The 26,229-nt window shown below is 73.5% G+C and carries 19 protein-coding genes and 1 riboswitch; of the genes, 13 read left to right on the top strand and 6 right to left on the bottom strand.

Translation table 11 applies throughout. The annotated features are described in order from the left end of the window. The first annotated feature begins 40 nt into the window (after positions 1-40). The gene (gene pgi / locus GI374_RS13315; RefSeq protein WP_154337558.1) at positions 41-1,657 is read left to right on the top strand and encodes a glucose-6-phosphate isomerase; all 1,617 of its coding nucleotides are present in this window, start codon (positions 41-43) and stop codon (positions 1,655-1,657) included. Between the two features lie 85 nt (positions 1,658-1,742). Further along, entirely contained in the window at positions 1,743-3,188 is a 1,446-nt protein-coding gene (locus tag GI374_RS13310; protein ID WP_229583236.1) for a mannose-1-phosphate guanylyltransferase/mannose-6-phosphate isomerase, read from the top strand. A 204-nt stretch (positions 3,189-3,392) separates the two neighbouring features. On the opposite strand, the gene GI374_RS13305 is transcribed toward GI374_RS13310, so the two are convergent. Further along, the gene (locus GI374_RS13305) at positions 3,393-3,860 is read right to left on the bottom strand and encodes an Lrp/AsnC family transcriptional regulator (protein ID WP_370515347.1); all 468 of its coding nucleotides are present in this window, start codon (positions 3,858-3,860) and stop codon (positions 3,393-3,395) included. Positions 3,861-3,985: 125 nt separating this feature from the next. Between GI374_RS13305 and putA the strand changes: the two genes are divergently transcribed. The 7 genes from putA to GI374_RS13270 all read left to right on the top strand — a co-directional run bounded on the left by putA (position 3,986) and on the right by GI374_RS13270 (position 16,082). Then, positions 3,986-7,459, top strand: coding sequence for a bifunctional proline dehydrogenase/L-glutamate gamma-semialdehyde dehydrogenase PutA (putA, locus tag GI374_RS13300; protein ID WP_154337556.1), 3,474 nt, complete (start codon positions 3,986-3,988; stop codon positions 7,457-7,459). Positions 7,460-7,588: 129 nt separating this feature from the next. Beyond that, positions 7,589-8,638 (top strand): hypothetical protein, encoded by a 1,050-nt coding sequence (locus GI374_RS13295; RefSeq protein WP_154337555.1) that lies wholly within the window; start codon positions 7,589-7,591, stop codon positions 8,636-8,638. Positions 8,639-8,657: 19 nt separating this feature from the next. Further along, positions 8,658-9,983, top strand: coding sequence for a DUF6212 domain-containing protein (locus GI374_RS13290; protein ID WP_154337554.1), 1,326 nt, complete (start codon positions 8,658-8,660; stop codon positions 9,981-9,983). Continuing rightward, positions 9,980-12,577 carry a glycosyltransferase gene (locus GI374_RS13285; RefSeq protein ID WP_154337553.1) on the top strand — a complete coding sequence of 866 codons (2,598 nt, stop codon included), beginning with the start codon at positions 9,980-9,982 and terminating at the stop codon, positions 12,575-12,577. The genes GI374_RS13290 and GI374_RS13285 overlap by 4 nt, the downstream gene beginning before the upstream one ends. A 94-nt stretch (positions 12,578-12,671) precedes the next feature. Next, positions 12,672-13,217, top strand: a complete 546-nt coding sequence (locus GI374_RS13280; RefSeq protein WP_154337552.1) for a hypothetical protein — start codon at positions 12,672-12,674, stop codon at positions 13,215-13,217. Positions 13,218-13,242: 25 nt separating this feature from the next. Then, positions 13,243-14,808: a hypothetical protein gene (locus tag GI374_RS13275; protein ID WP_154337551.1), complete on the top strand. Its 1,566-nt coding sequence runs from the start codon at positions 13,243-13,245 to the stop codon at positions 14,806-14,808. Then, positions 14,805-16,082: a glycosyltransferase gene (locus GI374_RS13270; RefSeq protein ID WP_370515346.1), complete on the top strand. Its 1,278-nt coding sequence runs from the start codon at positions 14,805-14,807 to the stop codon at positions 16,080-16,082. Before GI374_RS13275 ends, GI374_RS13270 begins: the two co-directional genes overlap by 4 nt. Here GI374_RS13270 and GI374_RS13265 read toward each other — a convergent pair. From GI374_RS13265 to GI374_RS13245, 5 genes are read right to left on the bottom strand one after another with little or no spacing between them, the layout of a single operon-like run. Continuing rightward, positions 16,055-17,128, bottom strand: a complete 1,074-nt coding sequence (locus tag GI374_RS13265) for an energy transducer TonB (RefSeq protein ID WP_154337550.1) — start codon at positions 17,126-17,128, stop codon at positions 16,055-16,057. The genes GI374_RS13270 and GI374_RS13265 overlap by 28 nt on opposite strands. 41 nt (positions 17,129-17,169) lie before the next feature. Beyond that, positions 17,170-17,922: an ABC transporter ATP-binding protein gene (locus GI374_RS13260; RefSeq protein ID WP_154337549.1), complete on the bottom strand. Its 753-nt coding sequence runs from the start codon at positions 17,920-17,922 to the stop codon at positions 17,170-17,172. Further along, on the bottom strand, positions 17,919-18,905 hold the full coding sequence (locus GI374_RS13255) for an iron ABC transporter permease (protein ID WP_154337548.1): 987 nt from the start codon (positions 18,903-18,905) through the stop codon (positions 17,919-17,921). The genes GI374_RS13260 and GI374_RS13255 overlap by 4 nt, the downstream gene beginning before the upstream one ends. Continuing rightward, positions 18,902-19,738: an ABC transporter substrate-binding protein gene (locus GI374_RS13250; protein ID WP_154337547.1), complete on the bottom strand. Its 837-nt coding sequence runs from the start codon at positions 19,736-19,738 to the stop codon at positions 18,902-18,904. The genes GI374_RS13255 and GI374_RS13250 overlap by 4 nt, the downstream gene beginning before the upstream one ends. After that, positions 19,713-21,584, bottom strand: coding sequence for a TonB-dependent siderophore receptor (locus GI374_RS13245; RefSeq protein ID WP_154337546.1), 1,872 nt, complete (start codon positions 21,582-21,584; stop codon positions 19,713-19,715). The genes GI374_RS13250 and GI374_RS13245 overlap by 26 nt, the downstream gene beginning before the upstream one ends. 130 nt (positions 21,585-21,714) lie before the next feature. Further along, a riboswitch (cobalamin riboswitch) is annotated at positions 21,715-21,921 on the bottom strand. Between the two features lie 626 nt (positions 21,922-22,547). Here GI374_RS13245 and mraZ point away from each other — a divergent pair. From mraZ to GI374_RS13225, 4 genes are read left to right on the top strand one after another with little or no spacing between them, the layout of a single operon-like run. Then, positions 22,548-23,051, top strand: coding sequence for a division/cell wall cluster transcriptional repressor MraZ (gene mraZ, locus GI374_RS13240; protein ID WP_370515345.1), 504 nt, complete (start codon positions 22,548-22,550; stop codon positions 23,049-23,051). A gap of 2 nt (positions 23,052-23,053) precedes the next feature. Beyond that, entirely contained in the window at positions 23,054-24,022 is a 969-nt protein-coding gene (gene rsmH / locus GI374_RS13235; protein ID WP_370515343.1) for a 16S rRNA (cytosine(1402)-N(4))-methyltransferase RsmH, read from the top strand. Then, on the top strand, positions 24,022-24,414 hold the full coding sequence (locus GI374_RS13230; RefSeq protein WP_154337545.1) for a cell division protein FtsL: 393 nt from the start codon (positions 24,022-24,024) through the stop codon (positions 24,412-24,414). The genes rsmH and GI374_RS13230 overlap by 1 nt, the downstream gene beginning before the upstream one ends. Then, complete coding sequence (locus GI374_RS13225) at positions 24,411-26,213, top strand: penicillin-binding protein 2 (protein WP_154337544.1); 1,803 nt, start codon at positions 24,411-24,413, stop codon at positions 26,211-26,213. The genes GI374_RS13230 and GI374_RS13225 overlap by 4 nt, the downstream gene beginning before the upstream one ends. The last annotated feature ends 16 nt before the right edge of the window (positions 26,214-26,229 follow it).

Genomic DNA, 26,229 nt, shown 5'->3' with positions numbered 1-26,229 from the left:
TAGTCGATGGCGGCGCCTCTTCCCCTCGCCGGAGCCCTTGATGCTTGAAACCGAATGGCAGGCCCTCACCGACCACCGCCGGGCAACCGAAGACACCCGGATCGACGCGCTGTTCGCCGCCGACCGGGACCGCGCCGCGCGCTTCTCGACCGAGGCTGACGGGCTGCTCCTCGACTGGTCCAAGACCGCGATCGACGACCGGGCCCGCGATCTGCTGCTCGCACTCGCCCGCGCCGCCGGGGTGGAGGCGCGGCGCGAGGCGATGTTTTCGGGCGAGACGATCAACGAGACCGAGGGACGGGCGGTGCTGCACACGGCACTTCGCGCCGGGCCGGAGGAGCGGATCGAGGTGGACGGCACCGACGTGGTGCCGGGCGTCCACGCCACGCTCGCCCGGATGCGGGCCTTCGCCGAAGCCGTGCGCGGCGGCGGGTTCACCGTCAGCGGTGGGCGGGTGACGGATGTGGTCAATATCGGCATCGGCGGCTCGGACCTTGGGCCGGCAATGGCGGCGCGGGCGCTTTCGCCGTGGCTGGATGGGCCGCGGCTGCATTTCGTCTCGAATGTGGACAGCGCCGACTTTGCCGATACGGTGCGGGGCCTCCACCCCGCGACGACGCTGGTGGTCATCGCCTCCAAGACCTTCACCACGCTCGAGACCATGACCAATGCCGCAAGCGCGCGGGCGTGGCTTGCCGCAGCCGTTCCCGACCCGGCCGCGCATTTCGCCGCCGTCTCCTCGGCCCTCGACCGCACCGCGGCGTTCGGCATCCCCGAGGCGCGCGTGTTCGGCTTCGAGGACTGGGTCGGCGGGCGTTATTCGATGTGGGGGCCGATCGGGCTGTCGCTGATGCTGGGCGTCGGCCCCGACCCGTTCGACCGCCTGCTGGACGGCGCGCGGGCGATGGATCGGCACTTCCGCGAAGCGCCGCTCGACGCGAACCTGCCCGTCATCCTCGGCCTCACCGGCATCTGGCACCGCCAGCTCTGCGGCTACCCCACCCGCGCCGTGATCCCCTACGACCAGCGGCTCGCGCGTCTGCCCGCCTATCTCCAGCAGCTCGAGATGGAGAGCAACGGCAAGCGCGTGGCGATGGACGGGGGCGACCTGACCCGCCCCTCCGGCCCGGTGGTCTGGGGCGAGCCGGGGACCAACGGCCAGCACGCCTTCTTCCAGCTGATCCACCAGGGCACCCAGGTCGTCCCCTGCGAGTTCATCCTCACAGCCCGCGGCCACGAGCCGCAGCTTGCGCGCCACCACCTGCTGCTGGCCGCCAACTGCCTCGCGCAGGCCGAGGCGCTGATGCGCGGGCGCCCGCTCGACGCGGCGCGGGCGCTGCTGGCCGGGAAGGGCCTGCCCGCCGCCGAGGCCGAGCGGCAGGCGCGCCACCGGGTCTTTCCCGGCAACCGCCCCTCGGTGCTGCTGCTGATGGACGAGCTGAACCCCTTCACGCTGGGCCAGCTGGTCGCGCTCTACGAGCATCGGGTCTTCGTGGAGGGGGTCGTGCTGGGGATCAACAGCTTCGACCAGTGGGGGGTGGAGCTGGGCAAGGAGTTGGCGGCGAGCCTCGTGGCGCTGCTAGAGGGTGAGGACGTGCCGGGGCACGATCCCTCGACCGAGCGGCTGGCTGCACGGGTCCGCGACATGGCCGGCTGACGGGGCTTTACTGCACCCGTCGCACGCCCGTTAAGATGGCAATCAAGGATTCATCGCGGCCCGAGGCCGTGGATCATTGCTGGGGATGGACATGGCCGGAAACGGAAGCGGACGGATCACGCCGGTGCTGCTGGCAGGCGGCTCGGGGACGCGGCTCTGGCCGGTGTCGCGCAAGGCGTTCCCGAAGCAGTTCGCGCCGCTTCTGGGGCCGCAGTCGCTGTTCCAGGCCTCGGCCTCGCGGCTCTCGGGGCAGGGCTACGCCGCGCCGGTGGTGATGACGAATGCCGAGTTCCGCTTCATCGTGACCGAGCAGCTGGAGGCCGCGGGCCTGACCCCCGACGCCATCCTGATCGAGCCCGAGGCGCGCAACACCGCCCCCGCGATCCTCGCCGCCGCGCTGCTGGTCGCGCGCGAGGACCCCGACCGGCTGCTGCTGGTCGCCCCCTCGGACCACGTCGTCCCCGATGCCGAGGCCTTCACGCGCGCCGTGGCCGAGGGTGCGGAGGCGGCCCGCGGGGGACGGATCGTGACCTTCGGCATCCAGCCCACGCGCGCCGAGACCGGCTATGGATGGCTCGAACTCGACGGCCCGCCCGGCGACGGCCCCGCCCCCCTCGCCCGCTTCGTCGAGAAGCCCGACGCGCCCGCCGCCGCGGCCATGCTGGCCGAGGGCCGCTATCTCTGGAATGCGGGCATCTTCCTCTTCACCGCCCGGACGATGATCGAGGCCTTCCGCACCCATGCGCCCGAGTTTCTCGACCCCGTCGCAGCCAGCCTCGAAGGCGCGCGCGCCGACCTCGGCTTCACCCGCCTCGCAAGCGCCCCGTGGGCCGGGCTGCCGGACCTCTCGATCGATTACGCGGTGATGGAGCGGGCCGACAACCTCTCGGTCGTGCGCTTTGCGGGCCACTGGTCGGACCTCGGTGGCTGGGACGCGGTCTGGCGCGAGGCCGGGGGCGGGACCGTGGCCGGGGGCCGCGCGACGGCGATCGACTGCGGCGACGTGCTGCTGCGGTCGGAGGCCGAGGATGTCGAGGTGGTCGGCATTGGCCTCACCGACACGATGGTCGTGGCGACCGGCGACGCGGTGCTGGTCGCGCCCATGAACCGCGCGCAGGAGGTCCGCCGCGCCGTCGCCGCGCTGAAGCAGAAGGGCGCCAAGCAGGCCGAGGCTTTCCGCACCGACCACCGCCCCTGGGGCTGGTTCGAGACGCTGGCCTTGGGCGACCGCTTCCAGGTCAAGCGCATCGTGGTGAAGCCCGGCGCCAGCCTCTCGCTGCAGAGCCACATGCACCGGGCCGAGCACTGGATCGTGGTCAGCGGCACCGCGAAGGTGACGGTGGACGAGCAGGTGACGCTGATGACCGAGAACCAGTCGATCTACGTGCCGCTGGGCGCGGTGCACCGGCTGGAGAATCCCGGGCGGCTGCCGATGGTGCTGATCGAGGTGCAGACGGGGGCCTATCTCGGCGAGGACGACATCGTGCGGTATGAGGACGCCTATGCGCGGGGCGAGGGCGCGCGGGGGTAGCGGAGCCCGAAGACCCGGCCGACGCCGCCGCTACCTCCCGCCCGTCCGCCAAAGCGGACGGGTCCGCGCCCGCCCGCCCCACAGGCGGGCGCGATTGCGCCCACCTTCGTGCGTGCGCGGACCCTCCGTTTCGCTTCGTCAACCGACCGAGCGGGATCGGGTCACGCGCCCCGATCCCTCGCGCGGCAGCGTTCGCCTCCCCCCTTACGCCAGCTGATCCTTCACCGCCTCCATGCTCACATGCGTCGAGGTGCTCTCGACATGCGGCAGGCTCGAGATCGTCTCGCCCAGCACCGCGCGATACTCGCGGATATCGGTCGTCCGCACCTTCAGGAGATAGTCGAACGCCCCGGCGATCATGTGGCACTGCTCGATCTCCGGCACCTCGCGGACGCGGGCGTTGAAGGCCCGGAGCGCCGCCTCCGAGGTGTCCTTCAGCTTCACCTCGACGAAGGCCACATGCTCGCGCCCGAGCGCGGCAGGGTCGAGATCGGCGCGGAAGCCGCGGATCACGCCGTCCGCGACCAGCCGGGCGAGGCGGGCCTGGGTCGGGGATTTCGACAACCCGATGCGGGTCGCAAGCTCCGTCACCGGCAGCCGGCCGTCGCGCGCCAGCTCGCGCAGGATGCGGAGATCGGTGCGGTCGATGTTCCGGCGGCGCGGCTCTTTCACGGGCGGCTCTCCTGCAACCTGCGTAAACATCGGACCACAAGCCTGTGCCCGGCACAACGACAGGCCCCCTGCCCGCTCCGACTTGCGCTAGACTGCCGGCGTCCCGCCCGAAGGTGCCCGCGCCCATGTTCCACACCACCACCACCCCGCTCGACCGCTCTGCCCTCCGCGCCGATCTGCGCGCCGACGAGGCAACCCTCCTCGACCGCCTTGCCCCCTTCGCCCCCGACCCCGCGCAGCGCGCCGCCGCCGCCCGCCACGGCGCGGAGCTGGTCACCGCCATCCGCGCCTCCGCCCGCCCCGGCCTGATGGAAATGTTCCTCGCCGAATACGGCCTCTCGACCCGCGAGGGGGTGGCGCTGATGACGCTGGCCGAGGCGCTGCTGCGGGTGCCCGACCGCGCCACCGCCGACGCGCTGATCGCCGACAAGATCGGTGAGGGCGACTGGACCCGGCACCGGGGCGGATCGCCCTCGCGGCTGGTCAACGCGGCGACCGAGGGGCTGGCCCTGACCCGTGGCGTGCTGGGCGGCGACGATGGGCTGCGCGCCGCGGTCAAGCGCCTCGGCGCCCCGGTGATCCGCGCCGCGGTGACGCGGGCGATGCGCGAGATGGGCGACGCCTTCGTCCTCGGCCGCGACATGGACGAGGCGCTGCGCCGCGGCCGGGCCGAGGCGCGGCGCGGCTACACCTACAGCTACGACATGCTGGGCGAGGCCGCGATGACCGCCGCCGATGCTGCGCATTTCGACGCTGCCTACAGCGCCGCCATCGCGCGCCTCGCCACCGAGGCGAAGGCCGGCGACATCCGCGACAACCCCGGCATCTCGATCAAGCTCTCGGCCCTGCATCCGCGCTACGTCACCGCGCAGCGCGACCGCGTCATGGCCGAGCTGGTCCCGATCGTCACCCGCCTCGCCCGCGCCGCCCGCGAGGCGCGCATGGGCTTCAACATCGACGCCGAGGAGCAGAACCGGCTGGAACTGTCGCTCGACGTGATCGAGGCGGTGCTGCCCGACCCGGCCCTCGCCGGCTGGGACGGCTTCGGCGTGGTGGTGCAGGCCTATGGCAAGCGCGCGCCGGCGGTGCTCGACTGGCTCCACGCGCTTGCGGAGCGGCACGACCGGCGGATCATGGTGCGGCTCGTGAAGGGCGCCTACTGGGACACCGAGATCAAGCGCGCGCAGGTGGACGGGGTGGACGGCTTTCCGGTCTTCACCCGCAAGGCGGCGTCGGACGTGGCGTTCCTCGGCTGCGCGGGCAAGCTGCTGGCGATGCGCGACCGCATCTATCCGCAGTTCGCCACCCATAACGCGCACACCGTCGCCGCGATCCTCGCCATGACCGGCGACCGGCGCGGTTTCGAGTTCCAGCGGCTGCACGGCATGGGCGAGGCGCTGCACGAGATCCTGCGCGAGTCCGAGAGCACCCGCTGCCGCATCTACGCGCCGGTCGGGCCGCACAAGGATTTGCTGGCCTATCTCGCCCGGCGGATGCTCGAGAACGGGGCGAACTCCAGCTTCGTCAACCAGGTGGTGGACCCGCGCATCGCGCCGGAGGCGGTGGCAGCCGACCCCTGGGCGCGGCTCGAGGCGCAGGGCGGGAACCGTACCGTGGTGCCCGCGCCGGAGCTCTACCTGCCGGAGCGGCGGAACTCGGCCGGAGCGGACTTGCAGGAACCGGCCGACCTCGCGGCGTTCGAGGCGGCGCGGGCGCGCTTCGCCGGGGCGTCGTGGGAGGCGGGGCCGCTGACGGCGACGGAGGCGAGTGGCGGCGAGGCGCAGCCGGTGGCGAACCCGGCGCGGCCTGAGGACCAGCCCGGCATAGTGCGCGAGGCGACGCCCGCCGAGGCCGAGGCGGCGGTCGCCGCCGCCGTCCCGTGGGATGCGCCCGCCCAGACCCGCGCCGCGGTGCTGGAAGCCGCCTCCGACCTCTACGAGACCCACAGCGGCGAACTCTGCGCCATCCTCGCGCGCGAGGCGGGCAAAACCCCGCTCGACGCGCTCGGGGAGGTGCGCGAGGCGGTGGACTTCCTGCGCTACTACGCCGCCCGCGGCCGCGAACTTGGCGGTGCGCCGCCCCTCGGCATCGTCACCGCCATCAGCCCCTGGAACTTCCCCCTCGCCATCTTCACCGGCCAGATCGCCGGCGCGCTCGTCGCCGGCAACGCCGTGCTCGCGAAGCCCGCCGAGACCACGCCGCTTGTCGCCCACCGCGCCGTGCGGCTGCTGCACGAGGCGGGCATCCCGCACACCGCGCTGCAACTGCTGCCGGGACCCGGCGGCGACCTCGGTGCCGTCTTGGCCGGCGATCCGCGCGTCGCGGGCGTGGTCTTCACCGGCTCGACCGCCACCGCGCAGGCGATCAACCGCCGCATGGCCGAGGGCCTCGCGCCCTCCGCCCCGCTGATCGCCGAGACCGGCGGCATCAACGCCATGATCGTGGACAGCACCGCCCTGCCCGAGCAGGTCGTCCGCGACGTCCTCGCCTCGGCCTTCCAGTCGGCCGGTCAACGCTGCTCGGCGCTGCGCTGCCTCTATCTGCAAGAGGACGTGGCCGAGGGGATGCTGGCGATGCTGAAGGGCGCGATGGACGAGCTGCGCCTCGGCGATCCTTGGGACGCCGCGACCGATGTCGGCCCGGTGATCGACGACCGCGCGCGGCAGGGCATCCTCGCACACGTCGCCCGCGCCCGCGCCGAGGGCCGCGTGATCCACGAGCTTGCCGCTCCGCCCGAGGGCCATTTCGTCGCGCCGGCGATGATCCGGGTCTCCGGCATCGAAGCCATCGAGCGCGAGGTCTTCGGCCCCGTCCTCCACGTCGCCACCTTCGCGGCCGACGAGATCGGCCGCGTGATCGAGGCCGTCAACGCGAGCGGCTACGGCCTGACCTTCGCGCTCCACAGCCGCATGGGCGGCCGCGTCGAGGCGACTGCTGGGCGGGTCCGCTGTGGCAACATATACGTCAATCGCAACCAGATCGGCGCCGTGGTGGGGGTGCAGCCCTTCGGTGGCGAAGGCCTCTCCGGCACGGGGCCCAAGGCGGGCGGCCCGGATTATGTCGCGGCCTTCACCAGGGCCGCGCCGCCGCCGCCCGAGCCCGCGCCTTCGCCGGCGCCAGCCGCGGACCCCGCGGAGGTCGCCCGCCGCCTCGCTGCCCTTCCGCCGGCCCGGCCGGCCGGCGGTGCCGAGGTTCTGCCCGGCCCCACCGGCGAGCTGAACCGCCTTGCCCGCCACGGCCGCGGCGCGGTCCTCTGCCTCGGCCCGACCGCCGCCGATGCCGCCGGACAGGCCGCCGCCGCCACCGCTGCCGGATCGCCCGCGCTGCAGGTGACCCCCGGCGCGCGCGGCCCGCACGCCATCGACGGCCTCCTGTCCGCGGCGGCGCTGACGACCCTCCCCGGCATCGCCGCCGTCGCCTTCCGCGGCGAGGGCGAGCGCGCCCCCGCCCTGCGCCGCGCCCTCGCCGCGCGCGAGGGCGCGATCCTGCCGCTGCTGACCGCCGCCGACATCGGCCCCCGGATGGCAGTCGAGCGGCACCTCTGCATCGACACGACCGCCGCCGGAGGCAACACGGCGCTGCTCTCGGAGGCGGGCTAGATCTGTCCGTCGGCTTGACCCCCGCGATGTCTGGTGCTTGGAGACAGGTACCAGCAACGCGGGGGGCAGCTTGACGGGAAGGATGCAGGAGGCGGCCGCGCGCCGTCCGGCGGTGGTTGCCCTCGGCTGATGCGCACCGAACGAATCCATCTGCACATCGGCGCCGAGAAGACCGGCACCACCACGATCCAGCGGACGCTGGAGAAGGCGCGGCCGGAACTCGCCGCGCACGGGGTGCTGTTTCCGAAGACGCCGGGCGCCTTCAACCACATCGCGCTGACCGCCTACGGCCTCGATGACGAGCGCGGGATCGAGGAGATGCGCGTCATCGCCGGGATCGCCGAGCCCGCCGGCCTGCCCGACTTTCGCGCCCGCCTGCGCGACGACCTTGCGGCCGAGATCGAGGCCAGCGGCGCGCATACGGTCATCCTGTCGAACGAGCACATGAGCTCGCGCCTCCTGCGCCGCCGCGAGGTCGTCCGGCTGCGGAAGCTGCTGGCCTCGCTCGCCCGCGAGATCCGGGTGGTGATGTATATCCGCGAGCCGGTCTCGTATTTCGAGAGCTGGTATTCCACCGCCGTCGCCAGCGGTGCGACCTGGTCCTTCCCCGACCCGCTGCCGCCCTCGCTGCTGCGCACCGCGGACTGGGCGGCGATCACGCAACGTTGGGCCAGTGTCTTCGGCGACGAGGCCTTGATCCTGCGCCGGATGGAGGACGGGCATTACGCCGGTGGCGATCTGGTTGCGGATTTCTTCGCCGCCGCCGGGCTCGAAGGCTTCAGCCCGCCCCGGATCGAGCGCCGCAACGAGTCGCTCTCCCGCCGGTCGCTGCTGTTCCTGCGCGGGATGAACGCGCATCTGCCGCGGATGAGCGACGGGCGCATGAACGAGGCCCGCGCCGGCCTGATCCCGGCGCTGCGCCGCTGGCAGGGTCCTGACCGTTTCCGCATCGGCGACGCGCAGGCGGCGGAGATTGCAGCCCATTATGAGCCCAGCTATCAGTGGTTGCAGGCGCGGTACTTTCCTGACAGTCCGGGCCCGCTGTTCCGCCCGCGCGAAGGCTCGGGCGCGAGTGGCGATCCCGGTGGCGACGAGCTCACGCCGTCCGACATCTACGCGCTGGCAGCGCATCTATGGAAGAACCGGACCGATGTTGCGCAGCCGAGGCGAAAGCCATGACAAGACCCCGCCCAAGGCTGTGACGCCGCCCCTCCGCGTGCTCGCTGCGGACGGGATCGACCTTGCCGCAGCCGCGGCGGCGCTGCCGGGGCTGGAGGTCGTCCCGGCGGCGCAAGCGGGCGGCGACGGGCGGGCGCGCCTCTGTCTGGTCGCGCCGGGCGCGGACGCCGACGCGCAGGCGGCACTGGAGGCCGCGGGTCTTGGTCATCTGCCGCGCGTCGTCTGGAACGGCGATCCCGCGGCCCTCGTCGCGGGGATGGGCGCGCGGCTCGAGGCGGCGCTCGCCGACGCGGGCGCGGCGCGGCGGAGCGCGGCGCTGCTCAGGCGCGAGCAGGAGGCGCTCAACCGGCGCTTCAAGGCCCTCGAAGGGCTGGCCTGGGCGCTGGGCGGGCCGCAGGCGTCGCTGGCGCTCGACTGGCCGCCGGGACCCGCGACGGCAACCGTCCCTGAGGGGTCGGCGACGCTCCGGCAGGCGTTGCCCGTGGATGTCTCCGGCCTGGCGGCGGTGGACCTGCTGCTGCCGGAGCTGACGCCCGAGGAGGCCGGCGAGGTCGTCGTCGCGATCGAGGATTCCGAAGGGCACCTGCATCCCCTCGCGCTCGCCGCGACCTCGGTCGAGCGCGCCGACGGCTGGCTGCGCTTCGCGGCCGAAACGCCGCTGCCGGTGGACCCCCAGGACGGGGTGCTTCTGGCCGAGGGGCTGCCGGAGGGGACCATCATCGGCCTCGGCCATCCGGTGCCCGATCCCGATTTCGCGGCGCACGGGCTTGAGGGCGGCGACGGCTGCACGCTGGCGCTGCGCGTCTGGAAGGGCATCACCGGCACTGCGGGGAGCATGGCGCCCACGGCGCCCGCGGTCGCAGGGCTTGTGCATGAGCGGCTGCTGCCCGCGGACCTGCCGCGCCCGGCGCTGATCGCCCGCCCGCGCGCCGCGAGGGACCATGTCGCCACCGACTTCTGGGCCAAGGAAAATGCGGTCCTCGTCCATCCCTCGACCGCCGGGCCGGTCTGCGCGCGGCTGGCGCGGGTGCCGGTCGCGGGCGTGCAGCGCGCCTCGGCCGTGGTCCATGCCGCGCATCCGCGCAGTGGCGTGCTGGGCTTCGCCATGGGGTTCGCCGCGCCCGGCCAGGCCACCAGTGACAACTGGCAGCAGTTCCTCGGGCCTTGGACCTACCTCGCGCCCGGCAGTTGGGGCGAGGTCCACGCCCCGCCGCAGCCCTCCGCCGCGCGCATGGGGCGCAGCTGCGACCTGCTGCTCGCAACCTGCGTCGCCGGCGAGGCGACGAACGAGAGCGCCTGGGCGCTGTTCCGCGCCTTCCGCCTGAGCCGGAGCGCGCCGGAATGACCCAGCCGCGCGTCGTCGCGGTGATCCCGGTGATGGGCCACCCGGTGCTGCTGGACGACGCCATCGCCTCGGCCGCGGCGCTGCTGGACGAGGGGACGCTTGCCGGGATCGTGGCTGTCGATGACGGCTGCCGCTTCGACGAGACGCGGGCGGCGCTCGCCGCCTGGGCGGCGCTGCTCGGGCCGGATCGGATGGCCGTGCTCCACCAGCCGAACCGCGGCCTCAGCGCGGCGCGGAATGCCGGGATCGCCGCGGCGATGGCGGGCGCGCCCGATGCGATCTTCCTGCTCGACGCCGACAACCGCCTCGCCCGCGGGGCCGGGCGTGCCTTCGCGGCGCTGCTGGAGGCGCATCCCGAGGCTGACTGGTTCTACCCGGCCTTCGACTTCTTCGGGCAGGACGCCCACTACGCCACCGACCAGGTGCCCAGCCCGCTGATGCACATGCTGGTCAACCATTCCGAGGCCGGCAGCCTGATCCGCGCCCGCGTCTTCGCCGGGGGCGTCCGTTTCGACGAGACCCTGCGCGAGGGCTACGAGGACTGGGACTTTTTCCTCTCAGCGCAGCGGGTGGGCTTTTCGGGGCGGCCGGCCGGGCGGCCGCTGCTGGAATACCGCAAGCGCCCGTCCTCGATGCTGGCGGGCTCGCACGACCTGGACGCGCAGTTGCGCCGCCAGATCGCGCGCAAGCACCGGTGGCTGTTCTCGGCGCAGTCGGCCCTTACACGCGAGCACGAGGCCTTTCCGCGCTTCGCCTTCGTCGGGCTCGGCGAGGTGGCGCTGGGCACCGATCCCTCGCAGCTGCGCGAGATCGGCGCCGACGCCTTCGAGGCGATGGTCCTCCGCCACGCCGCCGCGCCGCTGCGCCATCATGCGCCCGCGATGACGGTTCTGGGGGCGACGGGACTCACGGATCGGCTGCGCGAGGCCGGGCTGCTCCACGGCCTCCTCTGGGCCGTCGAGCGGCGGCTTCTGGCGGCGCCGGAACTGGCCGCGGTGGCGGTCCGGTGCGAGGGGGCGGGCGAGCAGGTCGGGCTGGGACAGGCCGAGGGGTGGGACGGCGGCGGGACCGCTGATCTGCTGGTCCTGCCGCTCGCCACGCTGATCGCCGCTGCGCGCGGCGGGGACGGAGCGTTGCGCGAGGCGCTGAACGCCGGTGATCCCTCGGGCGATGCGACGCTGCGCGCCCTTGCCGCGGAGGGTGGTGCCGAGCGCCTGACGCTCACCCTGCCGGGCGGCGGAGGGGGCGAGGACGACGCCCGCCCCGGCGCCGGGGCGCTGCTGTCCGCCCTGGCCCGCAGCCGCTTCCGCAGCGCGCTCGACACCGCCTGGGACTGGCGCGCGCCCGGCGGCGCCTGGCCGCGCACGCGCGCCCATGACGCGCCGCGCCTCACGGCTTCGGGGGGGCCGGTGCTGCCGCTGCTGCGGGGCGCGGGCGGCGGGCTCGACATCGCCTTCACCGTCTCGATCTTCGATCAGGGCGGCGTCGAGAAAGTCGCCCGCGCCGTTGCGCGCGAGTTCGCCGTCGAAGGCCACCGCTGCCACCTCGTCGTCACCGGCGGCCGCCCGGCCCGGCTCGAGCATGGCGCGCGGCCGCCGGAGTTCGCCACGATCTCGTTTCTCTCCGATCCGAGCGCCGCCGACTGGGCCGGGGCCGAGTATCTCGGCACCGCCGAGACCAGCTGGGGCAATCCCGAGGAACGGGCCGCGCTCGAGGGGCTGCTGAGGCCGATGGACGTGGTGGTTAACGCCCATTCGCCCGCCACCCACAAGGTCGCGGGCGCGCTGCGGCGGGGCGGCACGCTGATGGTGGATCACCAGCATGTGCTGGAGGTCAGCGACTACGGCCGCGCCTATGGCCCGCCGATCCTGACCTTGGCCTATGAGCACGCCTATGACGCCGTCGCCACCTGCTCGCAGGGGATGGCCGACTGGCTCGCCGCGCATGGGGTTCCGGCGGAGAAGCTGATCCCGGTCGTGAACGCGCCGGGCTATCCGATGACCGGGGCCGAGGTTGCCGACGCTCTGGCCCTGCGGCGCGATCCGGGGGCGGGGGCGCCACTCTCGGTCCTCTATCTCGGCCGCCTGGACGAGCAGAAGGGCATCGACCGGGTCGCCGCGATCTTCTCGCGGCTGTCGGAGGCGGGCCGCGGCATGGCGCTGACGCTCGCGGGCCGGGCGGTGGTCAACGCCGACCGGCCGATCGGTCCGCTGTCGCCCGAGACGCGGCTGCCCGGCCCGCTCTCGACCCCTGCCGCCCTGACCGCGGCCTTCACGGCGGCCGACATCCTGGTCCTGCCCTCGCGCTACGAGGGCCTGCCGCTCGTGGTGCTGGAGGCGCAGCGTCTCGGCTGCGTGCCGGTCGTGACCGATGTCGGCGCGGTGGCCGAGGCGGTGAGGGGTGGCGAGACCGGGATCCTTGTCCCGGAGGAGGGCTGCGTCGATTCGATGGTGGCGGCGATCCTGCGGCTCGACTCGGACCGTGGGGCGCTTGCCGCGCTGTCGCGGGACGCAGCGGCACGGGCGCGCGACTGGACCGTCGCAACCAGCGGTCTTCGCGCCTGGATCGCGGAAAAGGCGCACAACCGCCGATAGCAATTACCCGTCAAACCTTATGAAGATTGGGTGACGGGGTAGCGACCCCTGCCCAAACGGATTAGACCGCCCCAAGCCCGCCCGGAGTCCGATCATGTCCCTCCTCGATCACGCGATCACCACCTATCGCGCCGCTGCCGCCATGCTCGATCGCGTTGCGAAGACCCGCGTGGACCTGCTGGCGAGCGCGGCGGCCTCGGTGCGGGACGCCAGCCTGATCGAGGGGCATCGCGATCTCGGCCCGGATTTCGACATCTGCCTGCCGGCCGGCTCGCGCGCCAATCTCGCCTTCCGGCGCCCGCGAACCGACGGCATCGACCTCGAGACCGACGCGCCCGCCTGGATGACGCTGGAGGGCCGGCTGCCCGACACGGCCGCCGCGGCCACGGTCTGCTTCGCCGAAGTCGGGATCGACTGCCGCGAGCCGGTGGCGGCCGATATCTTCCTGCGCGTCATCGATCCAGATGGCACCTACCATGACCAGCCGCCGCAGGAGATGCTGATCGCCGGGGGGCTCGCGGTCACGCAGCTCGACCTGCCGCAGGACGCGGCCGCTGGCGCCTACCGCAAGGTGATCCTGCACCTCCGCCGGCCGCAGATGCAGCTGTCGCTGCGGCAGTTCGCGCTGATCCCGCTGTGACCCGCGCATCAAGGACCGCCGCCGCGTGAACATCGATTTCGCCTTCGTCGACGCCCGCGGCGCGCTCTGCCTCGCCGGCTGGAGCGAGCGGCTGGAACTCGAGCCGCGGCTTGCGCTTGCCGACGGGGCGGGCATCGACGTCCTCCACGTCACCCGCTTCCGCCGCCGCGATCTGTCGAGCGAGGCGCTGCTGGGCTTCGTGATCGCCTGGCCACGCCGCACCCTTGGGCGCATGGGCGAGGACGCCTCGCTGTCAATCGCGCCGGTGCCGGGCGACGAGCCCGTGATCGTCGCCAGCCACCGCCTCCATGAGGACGAGGCGCGGCTGGTTGCCTCGGGCGTGGACGAGATCTTTTCGGCCTATCTGCGGACAATCGCGCTGCGCCGCCTCGCGCCGCCCGCGCGCGCGGTGGGCGAGGCGGCCATCGCCCGCGTGCAGTCCGAGTTGCGGACCTTTCCCGCCGAGACGCCGGCGATGGCCGTCAACCTCGAGCGGCTGATGGTCGCGCCCTCCGGCGTCGGCATGGGCATAGGCTGGTGCCTGTCCGCCCGCCGGGTCGATCAGCCGCTGCTGGGCCTGGTCTCCGCCGGCCGCTTGCTCCGACCCGTTCATCTGGTGCCCGAGAGCCTGCCGCGCGAGGACCTCGCCGGCTACCGCGAGCGCTATCGCTACACCGGGCGCGACGGCTTCTTCTGCGCCTTCCGCGTCCCTGCCTCCCATGATCCCGAGGCCCGCCTCATCATCCTCGGCAATGCCGGGCCGACCGGGCTGGTCTTCGGCCGCTCGGCCGAGGTGGTGAGCGATGCCGATGCGGCGGACGCGCTCGGCACCCTGCGCGGGATGCTGCGCGATCCCGACGACGAGGCCGATCTGATGGCCGCCCTCGCGCCGCGGATGGCGGCGCGGCCGAGCGACCTCGAGGCCGCCGCGGCGGCGGATGCGGCGGCCGGCACCGGCGACACGCTGCTGCTGCTCGCCGCCGATGTCGCGCCCTGGGAGTTGCGCGACACGCTGCGCCGGGTCGCGGCAGCCGTTGACGGGCCGATCGACGTGGTGCCTGTGGGCCATCTCGACGCCGCCGCCCGGCAGGCGCTCAGCGCGGCGGCGAACGAGGCGGGCGAGCGCCTCGCGGTCGGCATCGCCATCGACACCGCCACGCTGAGCGAGATCGCCCCCGCGGCGGGCACGCCGGTGATCTGGGGCCGGGCCTCGGCGATCCTGCAACTGGGCCTCCCCGAGCGCCGCCCCGGCCGCGGCACGGTGCTGGCGCATGATCCGGTGGGCGGCCTCGGCGCTGAGCCGGAGGCGCCGAGCTGGGCCCGGCTCCGCGGCCCGGCCTCGGTCGCCACCGTTTCCGGCGCCCTCTTCGCCGCCGCCCTCGCCGCCTCGCCCACGGGCCTACTGACGCCCGACGGGGTCATCGACGCGGCGCTGCGGGTGCTGGAGCATGGCGGCCGCCTCGACGTGGCGCGCAGCGCGGTGGTCACCTTCTATCCCGGCCTCGCCGACGGCGGCGGCAGCGGCGGCCATGCGCCCGCGGCGCTCGACGCCGAGATGCTCGACCTGGTCGAGCAGGAGGACCACCTGTGACGCGGATCTGCATCGTCTCGCACTCCCACCCCCGCCTGCGCCCCGGCGGCGGCGAGATCGCGGCCTACCGGCAGTTCCAGCACCTGCGCGCGGAAGGCGAGGACGCCTGGTTCGTCGGCGCCACGGTGGGCGGCGACGCCAGCCGGCTGATGGGCGCGGCGCAGCGGCTGGTCTTCTTCGACGAGCGCGACATCTGCCTGCGGGGCGAGGGGATGCCCGGCTATGTCATGGAGCAGCAGGACCCGGGTTTCGAGGACGAGGTGCTGCGGCTCCTGGACCGGATCGACGCGGACCTCTACCATTTCCACCACATGTGGAACATCGGCGCGGGCACGATCCGCCGCCTGCGCGCGCTGAAGCCGCAGGCGAAGTTCGTCTTCACCCTGCACGAGCTGATCGCCATCTGCGCCAATCACGGGCAGATGGTGAAGACCTCGGGCGAGCTCTGCTACGCCGCGGGCGCCGTCGAATGCTCGGCCTGCATGACCGAGCACGGGCCGCTGAACTTCCTTCTGCGCGAGGCGCGCATGAAGGAACTCTTGGGTCTGATGGACGTGCTGATCTCGCCCAGCCGCTTCCTGCGCGACCGTTTCGAGGCCTGGGGCATCGCGCCGGGCCGGATCGCGGTGATCGAGAACGGGCTGGAGGCCGAGCGCGGCCCGGCGCTCGACGCAGCGACCGCGGCGCGCCTCAGCCGCCGCTTCGCCTTCTTCGGCAACGCCACGCCCACCAAGGGCCTCGACGTGCTGGTCCGCGCCGCGGCGCTGCTGGAGGCGGACGAGGACGCGGCGCCGCTCAGGATCGAGGTCCATGGCGTGACCGCCGAGCGCTTCGCGGCGCTGTGGCCTGACCTGCCGCTGCCCGCGAATGTCGACTTCAAGGGCCGTTACCGCGCCGCCGACGCGGTCGCCATCATGCGCCGCCAGGGCTGGGTTCTGGTGCCCTCGGTCTGGTGGGAGAACAGCCCGGTGGTGATCGAGGAGGCCAAGGCCGCGCGGCGTCCGGTGATCGCCTCGGACATCGGCGGCATGCTGGAGAAGACCGCCGGCTGGGGGCTGCAGTTCCGGGTGGGCGACCCGGACGATCTGGCCGAGGTGCTGGCCGCGGTCGCGGGCGACGCCGAGAGGCTGGCGCGGATAGCCGGCGAGGTGCCGGCGCACATGACGGTCGAGGCCTTCATCGCCCAGTGGCGGCAGGCCTGCGGGCTGGCGGCGCCTGCCATCGAGGCGGAGCCGGTGCGGAGCCTTCAGCGGAAGCGCAGGGTGAAGGCATAGGCGGGCTGCACCGCCCCCGCGGGGGCGGCGGGAAGCCGCGCCCGCCGCGCGCCCTGCACCGCGGCGCGGTCGAGGGCGGGGCTGCCTGAACTGCGGGCGAGATCGACGGAGAGCAGCCGCCCGTCGCGCGCGACCGTTACGGCAAGCGTCCCCTCGCCCGCGCCGGGCTGGCCCTGCGGCGCCGCCCGCGCGATCGCCTGCGCGAGGGCGCTGCGCCAGGCGGCCATTGCCTGGGCTTCGGCGGCGGCCCCGGGCTGAGCGCTTGCCTGCCCCGAGGGCTGGCCACCACCGGGCCCGCCGGTTTGCGCTGCCGGAGCGCGGGACGGGGCGGCGGCACGGGGGGACGCCGCTTGTTTCCGCGCCGGTTCTTGCCGTCGCTGAGGCGCGGCCTTCCGGTCTTCCGCTTCGGCTGCTTCTGCGGCGGCGCGAAGGATGGCGGGCGGGCGCGGGGCGGGACGCGGGGCATCGAAGCTCTGAGCAGCGGGCGGAGGCTCGGGCGGCGTGTCGGCCTCCGTCGTGCCGAGTTCGCTCAAGGGAGCCGTTGGAGGGGCCGTATCCTGCGAGGGCAGCGGCGGCGCGGGGAAGACGGGCGCGGTCGCATTGCCCGCGAGAGGCGGCGGCGCTTCGGACAGCATCGGCGGCAAGGGGGCCGCCGGGGCCGCCTCCGGCATCTGCGGCGGTGCTTCGCTGGACGGGCGCGGCGGCGCTTCCAGAGGCTTCGGCATATCGGGCTCGGGCTCGGTTTCTGGCACCCGGCCGTGCGACGGCGGATCGGCTTCGGGCGCGGCGAGGATCGCAACGTCCTCCGGCACAGCAGGCCCCGGCCCTCGCGCCAAGGCGGCGAGCCGCTCGAAGCTGTGCGCGTCGAGCGTGGCGACGGCCATCGGCGGCGGCGGCGAGGGCTCCGGCGGGGCGCGGAAGATCGCCCCGGCGAAGGCCGCGCCGGTCAGCAGCGCCACGTGTCCCACGGCCGAAACGACGAGGCCCGCAGGCCACGAGCGCCGCGCCGCGCGGCGCACCATCGGCCGCCCGTCGGTCGCGGCCAAGCGCGCTGCGGTGCCTGACGGTGCCTGCGGCCCGAGCACCCTCATCGCCCCACCACCGCCACGGGTTGCAGCATCGGCCCGCGCGGCGTCTCCACGCGCACCGCCTCGATCCCGAACACCCGCGCCAGCAGATCGGGCGTCAGCACCGCCTCGGGCGGGCCATCCGCCGCAACACCCACGCCGCCGGGGGCCAGCACCACCACCCGCGTGCAGCTCTGCGCCGCGAGGCCGAGATCGTGGAGCGAGACCAGCACCCCCCGCCCCTCGGCGGCCAGCCCGGCGAAACTCGCCATCGCGGCCAGCTGATGCGCCGGGTCGAGGCCCGCGGTCGGCTCGTCGGCCACCAGCAGCGGCGTCTCCTGCGCAAGCGCGCGGGCGATCAGGACGCGGGCCTGCTCGCCGCCGGAGAGGCGGGTGGCGGTGCGGTGGCGGAGGGCGCCGAGGTCCATGCGGGCGAGCGCGGCCTCCACCGCGGCGCGGTCGGCAGGGCCGGGCGCGTGGGGGGTGCGGCCGAGGGCGACGAGGCGCTCGACGCTGATCGGCCAGGCGATCTCGCGCGCCTGCGGCAGCCAGGCGGCGCGGCGGGCGCGCAGGCGGGGCGGCAGGGCGGCGAGGCTGCTGGTCCCCTCGAACGGCACGAGTCCGAGGGCGGCGCGCATCAGCGTCGTCTTGCCGGCGCCGTTGGGGCCGAGGAGGCCCACGAACTCGCCCTCGCGCACATCCAGCGACAAGTCCGACAGCACCCGCCGCCCGCGCAGGCTCACCGTCAGCCGGTCGAGCGTGAGAAGCGTCATGGCCCGCCCTCGCGCCGGGCGCGGGCCAGCATGTGCAGGAACAGCGGCACCCCGATCAGCGCGGTGACGACGCCGAGCTTGAGGTCGCGCTCGGGGAAGGTCACGCGGACCGCGATGTCGGCGGCAAGGAGCAGCGCCGCGCCGCCGAGGGCCGAGGACCACAGCAGCGCCGCCGGCCGCGCGCCGGTCAGCGGCCGCAAGAGGTGCGGCACCACGAGGCCGACGAAGCCGATCCCGCCCGCGACCGCCGCCCCGCCGCCGACCGCCGCCGCGGTGCCCAGCACGATCTGCCACCGGAGCCGCGCGAGGTTCACGCCCATCCCCGCGGCCGCATCCTCGCCCAGCGTCAGCGCGTCGAGCGCGCGGCCCGTGGTCAGCAGCAGCACCCAGCCGACCGCCATCGCCGGCAGCGCGAGCGCCACATGCAGCATCGAGCGGTCGGCGAGCGAGCCCATCATCCAGAACACGATCTCCTGCGCCGCATAAGGGTTCGGCGAGAGGTTCAGGACCAGGGCCGAGAGCGCCGCCGCAAGCTGCGCGAGCGCGATCCCGGCGAGGATCAGCATGAGCGCGCCGCCCTGCCCGGCCGCGAGGCTCATCAGCAGCGCGACGCCGAGGCCCGCGCCGATCAGCGCCGCGGCCGGGGTGGCGAGCGGCGTCAGCGCCGAGAGCCCGCCATGGATCGCCAGCACCGCGCCCAGCGTGGCGGTGCCGGTGACGCCGATGAGGCCCGGCTCGGCCAGCGGATTGCGAAGGTAGCCCTGCAGCGCCGCGCCCGCGAGGCCGAGACCGGCGCCGATCGTCGCGCCAAGGATCGCGCGCGGCAGGCGGATTTCGCGCATGACCATTGGCACCGGGCCGTCGCCGCCGAGGATCAGCGCGCGCAGACCCTCGGCCGCGCCGATGGAGGCGGGGCCGGTGACGAGGCTGGCGGAGAAGAGCGCGGCCACGAGGACGATCAGGGCGGCGGCGAGGCGGGTCATGGCAGCTTGCGCCGCGCTTCGGCGAGGCGCGCGGCGGCGCGCAGGACATGCGGCGTGGCGCAGGTCCAGTCTCGGTCGCTCTGCGGCACCGCCTGTGCGCCGAGGGCCTGCACCACCGGATGCGCCAGCAGCTCGTAGCCGCGGGCGGTGCCGGGCGGCGGCTCGGGCAGGATGACGGCCTCGGGGGCGAGCATCGCCAGTTGTTCGAGGGAGAGCATGCCACCTGCGGCCAACCCCACCTCGTCGGCGGCATTGGCGAAACCGGCGGCGGCGAGGATTTCGCCGGCGAGGGTGTCGGACCCCTGGGCGTAGCCGTTGGCCTCGTAGAGCAGCGCGCGGGGATGACGGGGGGCTGCGGCGGCATCGGCGCGGAGCGCGGCGACGTCGGTCTCGAACCGCGCGGCCATTGCCTCGGCCTCGGCCTCGCGGCCGAGCGCCGAGCCCATCTTGCGAATCGCGGCGGCCACGTCATCGAGCGAGGTGGCCGCCGGGAAGGTCTCGACCGCGATGCCGAGGCGGCGCAGCATCGCCAGAGTCGCGGGGGCGGTGAAGTCGGAGGCTAGCACCAGGTCGGGGGCGAGCGCGTAAACCTCCTCGGCCCGCGCATGGTTGGCTGGCAGCGCCGCGGCTTCGGCCGCCATGGCCGACTGCCGCGGGTCCTGCGCGAAGGCGGTGACGGAGACGAGCTGCCCCGGCGCGGCCAGCATCAGCGCCAGCTGGTCGGTGCAGAGGTTCATCGACACCACCCGCTCAGGCGGCTCGGCCGCGGCGGGCGCGACGAGGGCGAGCACCCCCGCCAGCACCGCTTCAGAAATCCGCCGAAAGCCCGACATAAGCCGTCCGCCCGCGCCCGGCATAGCCCCAGGCGTCGCTGTGGTCCGCGTCGGTGAGGTTGTCGACCCGCGCGGTCAGGGCGACGCCCTCGGCCACGGTCCAGCGGCCGGAGACGTCGAGCAGCGTGTAGGAATCGAGCGCCACCGTCGTGAATGTCGCCCAGTCGGTGTCCATGACGCCTGCGACATGGCGCAGGTCGCCACTGAGGCTGCCGCGCCCGTCCGCGGTGGTCCAGGTGGCGCCGAGGCCCACCTCGCGCTGCGGGACGCGCAGCTCACGCTCACCCGCGGCGTTGCGCGACGAGATCAGCGTGGCGTGGCCGCGCAGCGACAGCTGATCCGTGGCACGCCAGCCCAGCGACGCCTCGACGCCCTGCCTCGGGCTGGTGCCCGCATCGTTGACATGGATGCCCTGGGTGGGGGTCACCATCTCGTAGACGATGCGGTCGGTCAGGCGTTCGCGGAAGACCGTCACGTCGAAGCTGCCGCGGTCGTCTGCGAAGGGGACGGTCACGCCCACATCCACGCTGCGGTTGCGCTCGGGCGCGAGGCCGGGGTTCGGCAGGGTGAAAGCGCCGCCGTCGCCGTAGAGTTCGTAGAAGGCGGGCTTGCGCGTGCCGTCCCCGGCCGAGGCGTGCAGCTTGACGCCGCTCTCGGGCAGCACCCAGGCGAGCGCTGCGTTCCACGAGGTCGCGTCGCGGTAGCTGTCGTTGAAGTCGCGCCGCAAGGCCACTTGCACGCTGACGCCGGGCCGGACCTCGCCGCGGTATTCGAGGGCGAGCGAGTTCGTCGCCCGCTGGAAGAGCGGCTCGATCGGGCTGTCGTCCTCGACCCGCTCGGCCATGACGCTGAGGACTTGCGTGGACAGTTCGACCGGCTCGCCGTCGAGGGCGGTGGTGAGGCGGTAGCGGAGCGCCCGGCGCTCGGTCTCGGTGCGGCCGGTGTAGAAGGGGGAGACGACGCTCTCGCGCTCATCGGTCGCGAGGTCGTAACCGAGACGGTGGAGGACGCTGCCCCCGGCCATGCGCCACTCGGCCCAGAGCTGCCCTTGGCGCTGCTCGCTGCGGCCGTGCGGGAAGTCGTCGTCGAGGATGTAGTCGGCCTCGGAGGTCGGCGCGAAGTTCGTGGTGTCGAAGCGGTAGTCGTCGCGCGCGGCGCGAAGGCTGAAGCCCATGGTGATGTCGTCCGTCGCCGCGAAGTCGCCCGAGAGGCGGAGGGTCCGGCGCTCGAGCCCGTCCTTCTCGCCGCCGTCGCCCGAGACGTCCCAGCCGCGGTCGTCGCGCCAGGCGGCGGCGATGGAGAGTCCGCCGCGCAGCCCGCGCTGCGAGGCCCAGACGGAGGCGCCGGTCGCGCCGCCAGCCTCGACCGCGCCGCCGTAGTGCAGCCCTTCGGCCCCGCGGCGGGTCCAGATCGCCAGCACGCCCGCCGCGGCGCCCGCGCCCATGCTGGCCGCCTGCGGGCCGCGCAGCACCTCGATGCGGTCGATGTCCGCGAGGTCGAGGCCGCCGAGGCGGGTGCCGCCAAGGTCGGCGATCTGCTCCACCCCGTCGATGAGGATCAGCGTCAGGTCGGCGCGGTGGCCGCGGATGCGGACCAGAGAGTCGCTGAGGTCGGTGGCGTTGACGGTGAGGCCCGGCACCACGGTCAGCGCCTCGGCCACGGTGGCGGCCCCGGTGGCGCGCAGCGCCTCGCCGGAGAGGACCGTGGCGGCGCGGCCGTATTCGTCCTGCGGGACGGGCGTCAGGCCGCCGGAGATGACGATGGGCGGCAGCGCCTCGGGCATGTCCTGCGCAAGCGCGGGAGCGGTTGCGAGAGAGATCGCGGCGGCGAGGGTGATTCGGCTCATGGCGGGTCCTGTCCATGACGGCGCCGCTTGGGCGCCATGGGTCGCGGCAAACGCCCGGACTCGCGCCCGGACGCATCGAGGGTGCCACCGCTACGGAGAGGTCCGTCGTCCCCGGCGCCCCTCGCGCCCGGACTGGGTGATCGACCTCGGCAGGTCTCCTGACTCGCGGGTCTCGGCTCTCCCGTGCCTTCCCGCCGCGTTCCGTCGCGGCAGTGGCGTCGACCGGGGTCGCTCTCCGCTCACAGTTGCGGGGGCAGTCGCGGTTTTGGCCGGGTGGCCGCACCGCATTCCCTTTTTCACCGGGCCTGGACCCGGAACCGAAGTGCCGAATCCCCTAGCGCCACGGGTAGCCTTGGGCAAGGGCGGGACGCGGGCGGGGGTGGCGGGAAATCACGGGATCAACCGCACACGGCGGCGTGACTGCGCGTGATTCAGAGGGAACCGCGCGCGGCCGCCCGAAGGCTGGGGTGCGGCCACCGCAGGCCGTGGCGAGTGGAAGATGCTGGCACGGGAGAATCTGGGACAAATCTGCCACAGTGAACACTTCAAGTTCTGGTAGGCAGAGGTGGCCCGGTCACAACAACTGGTTATCCAAGGCCCAAACCTCATCGGTGTTCCCCTTGCGTGCCGCAGCGACCCTCAGGCAGCTTCAACCCTGACCCAAAATTTTCCGTTGCTTCCCATGAAATCCCATGGCATCCCTTCCTCACGAGGACGGGAGTTCAAGGGGCAGCAAGACCCCGAGGCGAGGCAGCTTCATACAGGCACCCGCTTCTCGCAAAAGGCCGGTTTCCCGCGTGCGAGCAGCACCTCCCCCAGGTGGCGCGACGGGCCGGACCCGCCCGGATCAACCGGGCCCCAGCGATGGGAACGAGGGCGGCGGATCGGGCAGTGGCAGCGGCCCGGTCCGCCCTTTCCTTGTCCGGGCACCCCGGACCGGGCGGACGGTGACGAGGGCATGCGGTGGCGCGGAAGTTCAGAGGCCGCGAGGAAGTCAGGATCGACGGCAAGGGCCGCATGTCGATCCCGGCCAAGTTCCGCAGGGTCTTCGAGACCGGCGATCCCGACTGGAACCCCGGCGAGCGCCCGAAGCTGGTGATTGTCTACGGCCTTTCCGACTGGCGCCATCTCGAGTTCTACACGATGAAGGCGATCGACCAGATCGACGCCCAGATCGACAACATGCAGCGCGGCTCGATCGAGCGCCGCGCGCTCGAGAAGCTGATGCACGGCTCGTCCGAGGAGGCCGAGATCGACCAGGAGGGCCGTCTCGTACTGCCGCAGAAGCTGCGCGAGAAGATCGGGCTCGAGGACCGCGCCGTGTTCGTGGCCTCGGGCGACTACCTCAAGGTCTGGAGCGCCGAAGGCCATGCCGAGGCCGAGCAGGACGTGGAGGCGTTCTTCGCCTCGCTGGAGCCGGGCTTCGACCCCCGCGCTCTGCTGCCGCAGCCCGAACGGGAGGACTAGCGGTGGCCGCGCCGCATCTGCCGGTGCTGCTCGGGCCGCTGCTCGACGCGGTGGCCCCGGTCACCGGCCTGTGGGTGGACGGCACCTTCGGCGCCGGGGGGTATACGCGCGGGCTGCTGGAGGCGGGGGCGGAGCGGGTGATTGCCATCGACCGCGATCCCTCGACCCTCCGCATGGCTGAGGCTTGGGCGGGCAACTACGGCGAGCGGCTGGACCTGCGCCTCGGCACCTTCTCGGACCTCGACGCGATCGCGGGTGGGCCGGTGGACGGCGTGGTGCTGGACCTCGGCGTCAGCTCCATGCAGCTCGACCAGCCCGAGCGCGGCTTCAGCTTCCTGCGCGACGGCCCGCTCGACATGCGGATGGGGGACGAAGGCCCGACCGCGGGCGAGATGCTGGACGAGGCGTCCGAATCGGTCATTGCGGACGTGCTGCACCATTACGGCGAGGAGCGCGCCGCCCGCCGCATCGCGCGCGCAATCGTGGCTGCGCGGCCGCTGACCCGCACGGGCGAGCTCGCGGCGGTGGTCGAGCGCTGCCTGCCGCGCCCCAAGCCGGGCCAGAGCCACCCCGCGACCCGGAGCTTCCAGGCGATCCGCATCTGGGTGAACGACGAGTTCGGCCAGCTGGTCGCCGGGCTCGAGGCGGCCGAGCGGGCGTTGAAGCCGGGCGGGAAGCTCGCCGTGGTGACGTTCCATTCGCTCGAGGACCGCGTCGTGAAGCGCTTTCTGCAACTGCGCGCCGGTGCGGTCGGCGGCGGCAGCCGCCACGCGCCCGAGGCCGTGCGCGAGGCGCCCGCCTTCACCCTGCCCTTCCGCCGCGCGATCTCGGCCGACCCGGCCGAACTGGACGCCAACCCGCGCGCCCGCTCGGCAAGGTTGCGCGTCGCCATCCGCACCGAGGCCCCTGCCGGCCGCGCCGACCACGCCGCCCTCGGCCTGCCGCCCTCGCCGGGCCGGAGGGGCGCCTGATGCGCACGCTGATGACCCTCGCCGCGGTCCTCGTAGTCATGGGCCTCGCCTTCTGGGCCTATCGCGAGAATTACCGCACGCAGGCGGTCCTCTCGCATATGGAATCCGTCCAGCGCGAGACCGCGGGCCTGCGCGAGCGGCTTGGCACGCTCAACGCCGAATGGGCCTATCTCAACCGCCCCGAGCGGCTGTCGCAGCTTGCGAACCGGCATTTCGAGCAGCTGCAACTGCTGCCCGTCACCCCCGGCCAGCTTCTCCGCCAGGACCAGATCGCCTATCCGATGCCGCGCGCGGTCATGGAGGCCGGGACCGACCCTTTCGCCTCGACCCTGCCCCGCCCGCCCGGCTTTCCGCCGCTGAAGCCCCGCCCCGCCCCGGAGACCGCGCCATGATCCGCACGCCCCTGCGTCCCCTCGCCCGCATCCTGCGCGCCCGCGAACGCGGCGAGGACCCGAACGAGATCGAAGCCGAGAACCGCGCCCGGCGCCATGCCGAGATCCAGCTGCGCGCCCGGCAGCGGGCCGACACCCGGCTGATGATCATGGCCGCGGCCTTCATCATCGCCTTCGGGACGGTGGGGATGCGGATGGGCGCGCTCGCCTCGGCCGATCCGCAGGAGCCGCGGGTGCAGGCCTCGGGCGCGCGCATCCTGTCGCAGCGGGCCGACATCGTGGATCGGCAAGGGCGGGTGCTGGCGACCAACCTGACGACCCATTCCCTCTACGCGCAGCCGCCGCTGATGGTGGACCCCGAGCGCGCCGCCGACGAGCTGGTCCGCGTCTTCCCCGAGCTCGACCACGAGCGGCTGACGAGGGACTTCACCGGGTCGCGCAAGTTCGTCTGGATCCGCAAGGTGATGTCCCCCGAGCAGATGCAGGCGGTCCATGACATCGGCGAGCCGGGCCTGCTGTTCGGCCCGCGCGAGATGCGCCTCTACCCGAACGGACGGGTGGCGAGCCACATCCTCGGCGGCGCGGGTTTCGGCGCCGAGGGCGTGAGTTCGGCTGAGGTCGTGGGCATCGCGGGCGTGGAGAAGGCCTTCGACGCCTGGCTGCGCGATCCCTCGAACAACGGCGCGCCCTTGCAGCTGTCGCTCGACCTGACGGTGCAGCGGGCGATGGAGGAGGTGCTGGGCTCGGGCATGCGCGTCATGCGCGCCAAGGGGGCGACCGGCGTGCTGCTCGACGTCGATACGGGCGAGATCATCGCCATGGCGAGCCTGCCCGACTTCGACCCCAACAACCGCCCCTCGCCGCTGGTCGAGGGCGATCCCTCGGACAGCCCGCTCTTCAACCGGGCGGTGCAGGGGCTCTACGAGCTCGGCTCGACGTTCAAGATCTTCCCGGTGGCGCAAGCGCTGGACCTGAAGCTGGTCAACGAGAACACGATGGTCTCGACCCGCACGCCAATGAAGATCGGCAAGTATTTCATCCGCGACTACCACAACTACGGCGCGGCGCTGAGCGTGACGGACGTGATCGTGAAGTCCTCGAACGTGGGCACGGTCCATATCGCGCAGATGCTGGGGCCGGAGCGGCAGCAGGATTTCCTCAGGAAGCTCGGCTTCTTCGAGGCGACGCCGATCGAGATGGTGGAGGCGCCGACCGGCAAGCCGCTGGTCCCCTCGCGCTGGCCGGCGGTGACGGCGGCGACGGTGTCCTTCGGCCACGGCCTCGCCGCATCCCCCCTGCATCTGGCGGCGGGCTACGCCACGATCGCCAACGGCGGTCATCAGGTCCGCCCCACGCTGGTCCACCGCCGCGACCGCGGCAACGGGCCGCGGGTGCTGTCCGAGAGCGCGGCCGACACCTCGCTGTCGCTGCTGCGGCAGGTGGTGGTGCGCGGCACCGCCAAGCAGGCCGAGGTGCCCGGCTACAGCATCGCCGGCAAGACCGGCACCGCCGACAAGCCCCGGCCGGGCGGCGGCTACTACAGCAACAAGGTGATCTCGACCTTCGCCTCGGTCTTTCCGTCGGATGCGCCTAGATACGCGCTGATCGTGTCGCTGGACGAGCCGACGGCTTCGGTCGGTGGGGGCGAGAGCCGGGTGGCCGGCCTGACGACGGTGCCGATCGCGGCCGAGCTGGTGCGCCGCGTGGCGCCGCTCCTCGGCCTCGCGCCCGACACCGCGTCCGAGGTGCCGAGTGTTGGACGACGGCCCGAGGGCGCGCTATTGGTCGCGGCGAACTGACGCGTGCCGCGGAGGG

This window comes from Paracoccus sp. S-4012 (genome assembly GCF_009674885.1).
GTDB lineage: Bacteria > Pseudomonadota > Alphaproteobacteria > Rhodobacterales > Rhodobacteraceae > Paracoccus.
The sequence above is the reverse complement of the archived record's forward strand: the minus strand, read 5'-3'. Positions and strand labels throughout refer to the sequence as shown.

Excerpts from the sequence above, each read along its gene's own strand:
- GI374_RS13260 (WP_154337549.1), bottom strand. The coding sequence starts at position 17,922 with ATGACGCTTCTCACGCTCGACCGGCTGACGGTGAGCCTGCGCGGGCGG.
- GI374_RS13310 (WP_229583236.1), top strand. The coding sequence starts at position 1,743 with ATGGACATGGCCGGAAACGGAAGCGGACGGATCACGCCGGTGCTGCTG.
- GI374_RS13245 (WP_154337546.1), bottom strand. The coding sequence starts at position 21,584 with ATGAGCCGAATCACCCTCGCCGCCGCGATCTCTCTCGCAACCGCTCCC.
- GI374_RS13295 (WP_154337555.1), top strand. The coding sequence starts at position 7,589 with ATGCGCACCGAACGAATCCATCTGCACATCGGCGCCGAGAAGACCGGC.
- GI374_RS13230 (WP_154337545.1), top strand. The coding sequence starts at position 24,022 with ATGCGCACGCTGATGACCCTCGCCGCGGTCCTCGTAGTCATGGGCCTC.
- pgi (WP_154337558.1), top strand. The coding sequence starts at position 41 with ATGCTTGAAACCGAATGGCAGGCCCTCACCGACCACCGCCGGGCAACC.
- GI374_RS13255 (WP_154337548.1), bottom strand. The coding sequence starts at position 18,905 with ATGACCCGCCTCGCCGCCGCCCTGATCGTCCTCGTGGCCGCGCTCTTC.
- GI374_RS13285 (WP_154337553.1), top strand. The coding sequence starts at position 9,980 with ATGACCCAGCCGCGCGTCGTCGCGGTGATCCCGGTGATGGGCCACCCG.
- GI374_RS13250 (WP_154337547.1), bottom strand. The coding sequence starts at position 19,738 with ATGTCGGGCTTTCGGCGGATTTCTGAAGCGGTGCTGGCGGGGGTGCTC.
- putA (WP_154337556.1), top strand. The coding sequence starts at position 3,986 with ATGTTCCACACCACCACCACCCCGCTCGACCGCTCTGCCCTCCGCGCC.
- GI374_RS13280 (WP_154337552.1), top strand. The coding sequence starts at position 12,672 with ATGTCCCTCCTCGATCACGCGATCACCACCTATCGCGCCGCTGCCGCC.
- GI374_RS13225 (WP_154337544.1), top strand. The coding sequence starts at position 24,411 with ATGATCCGCACGCCCCTGCGTCCCCTCGCCCGCATCCTGCGCGCCCGC.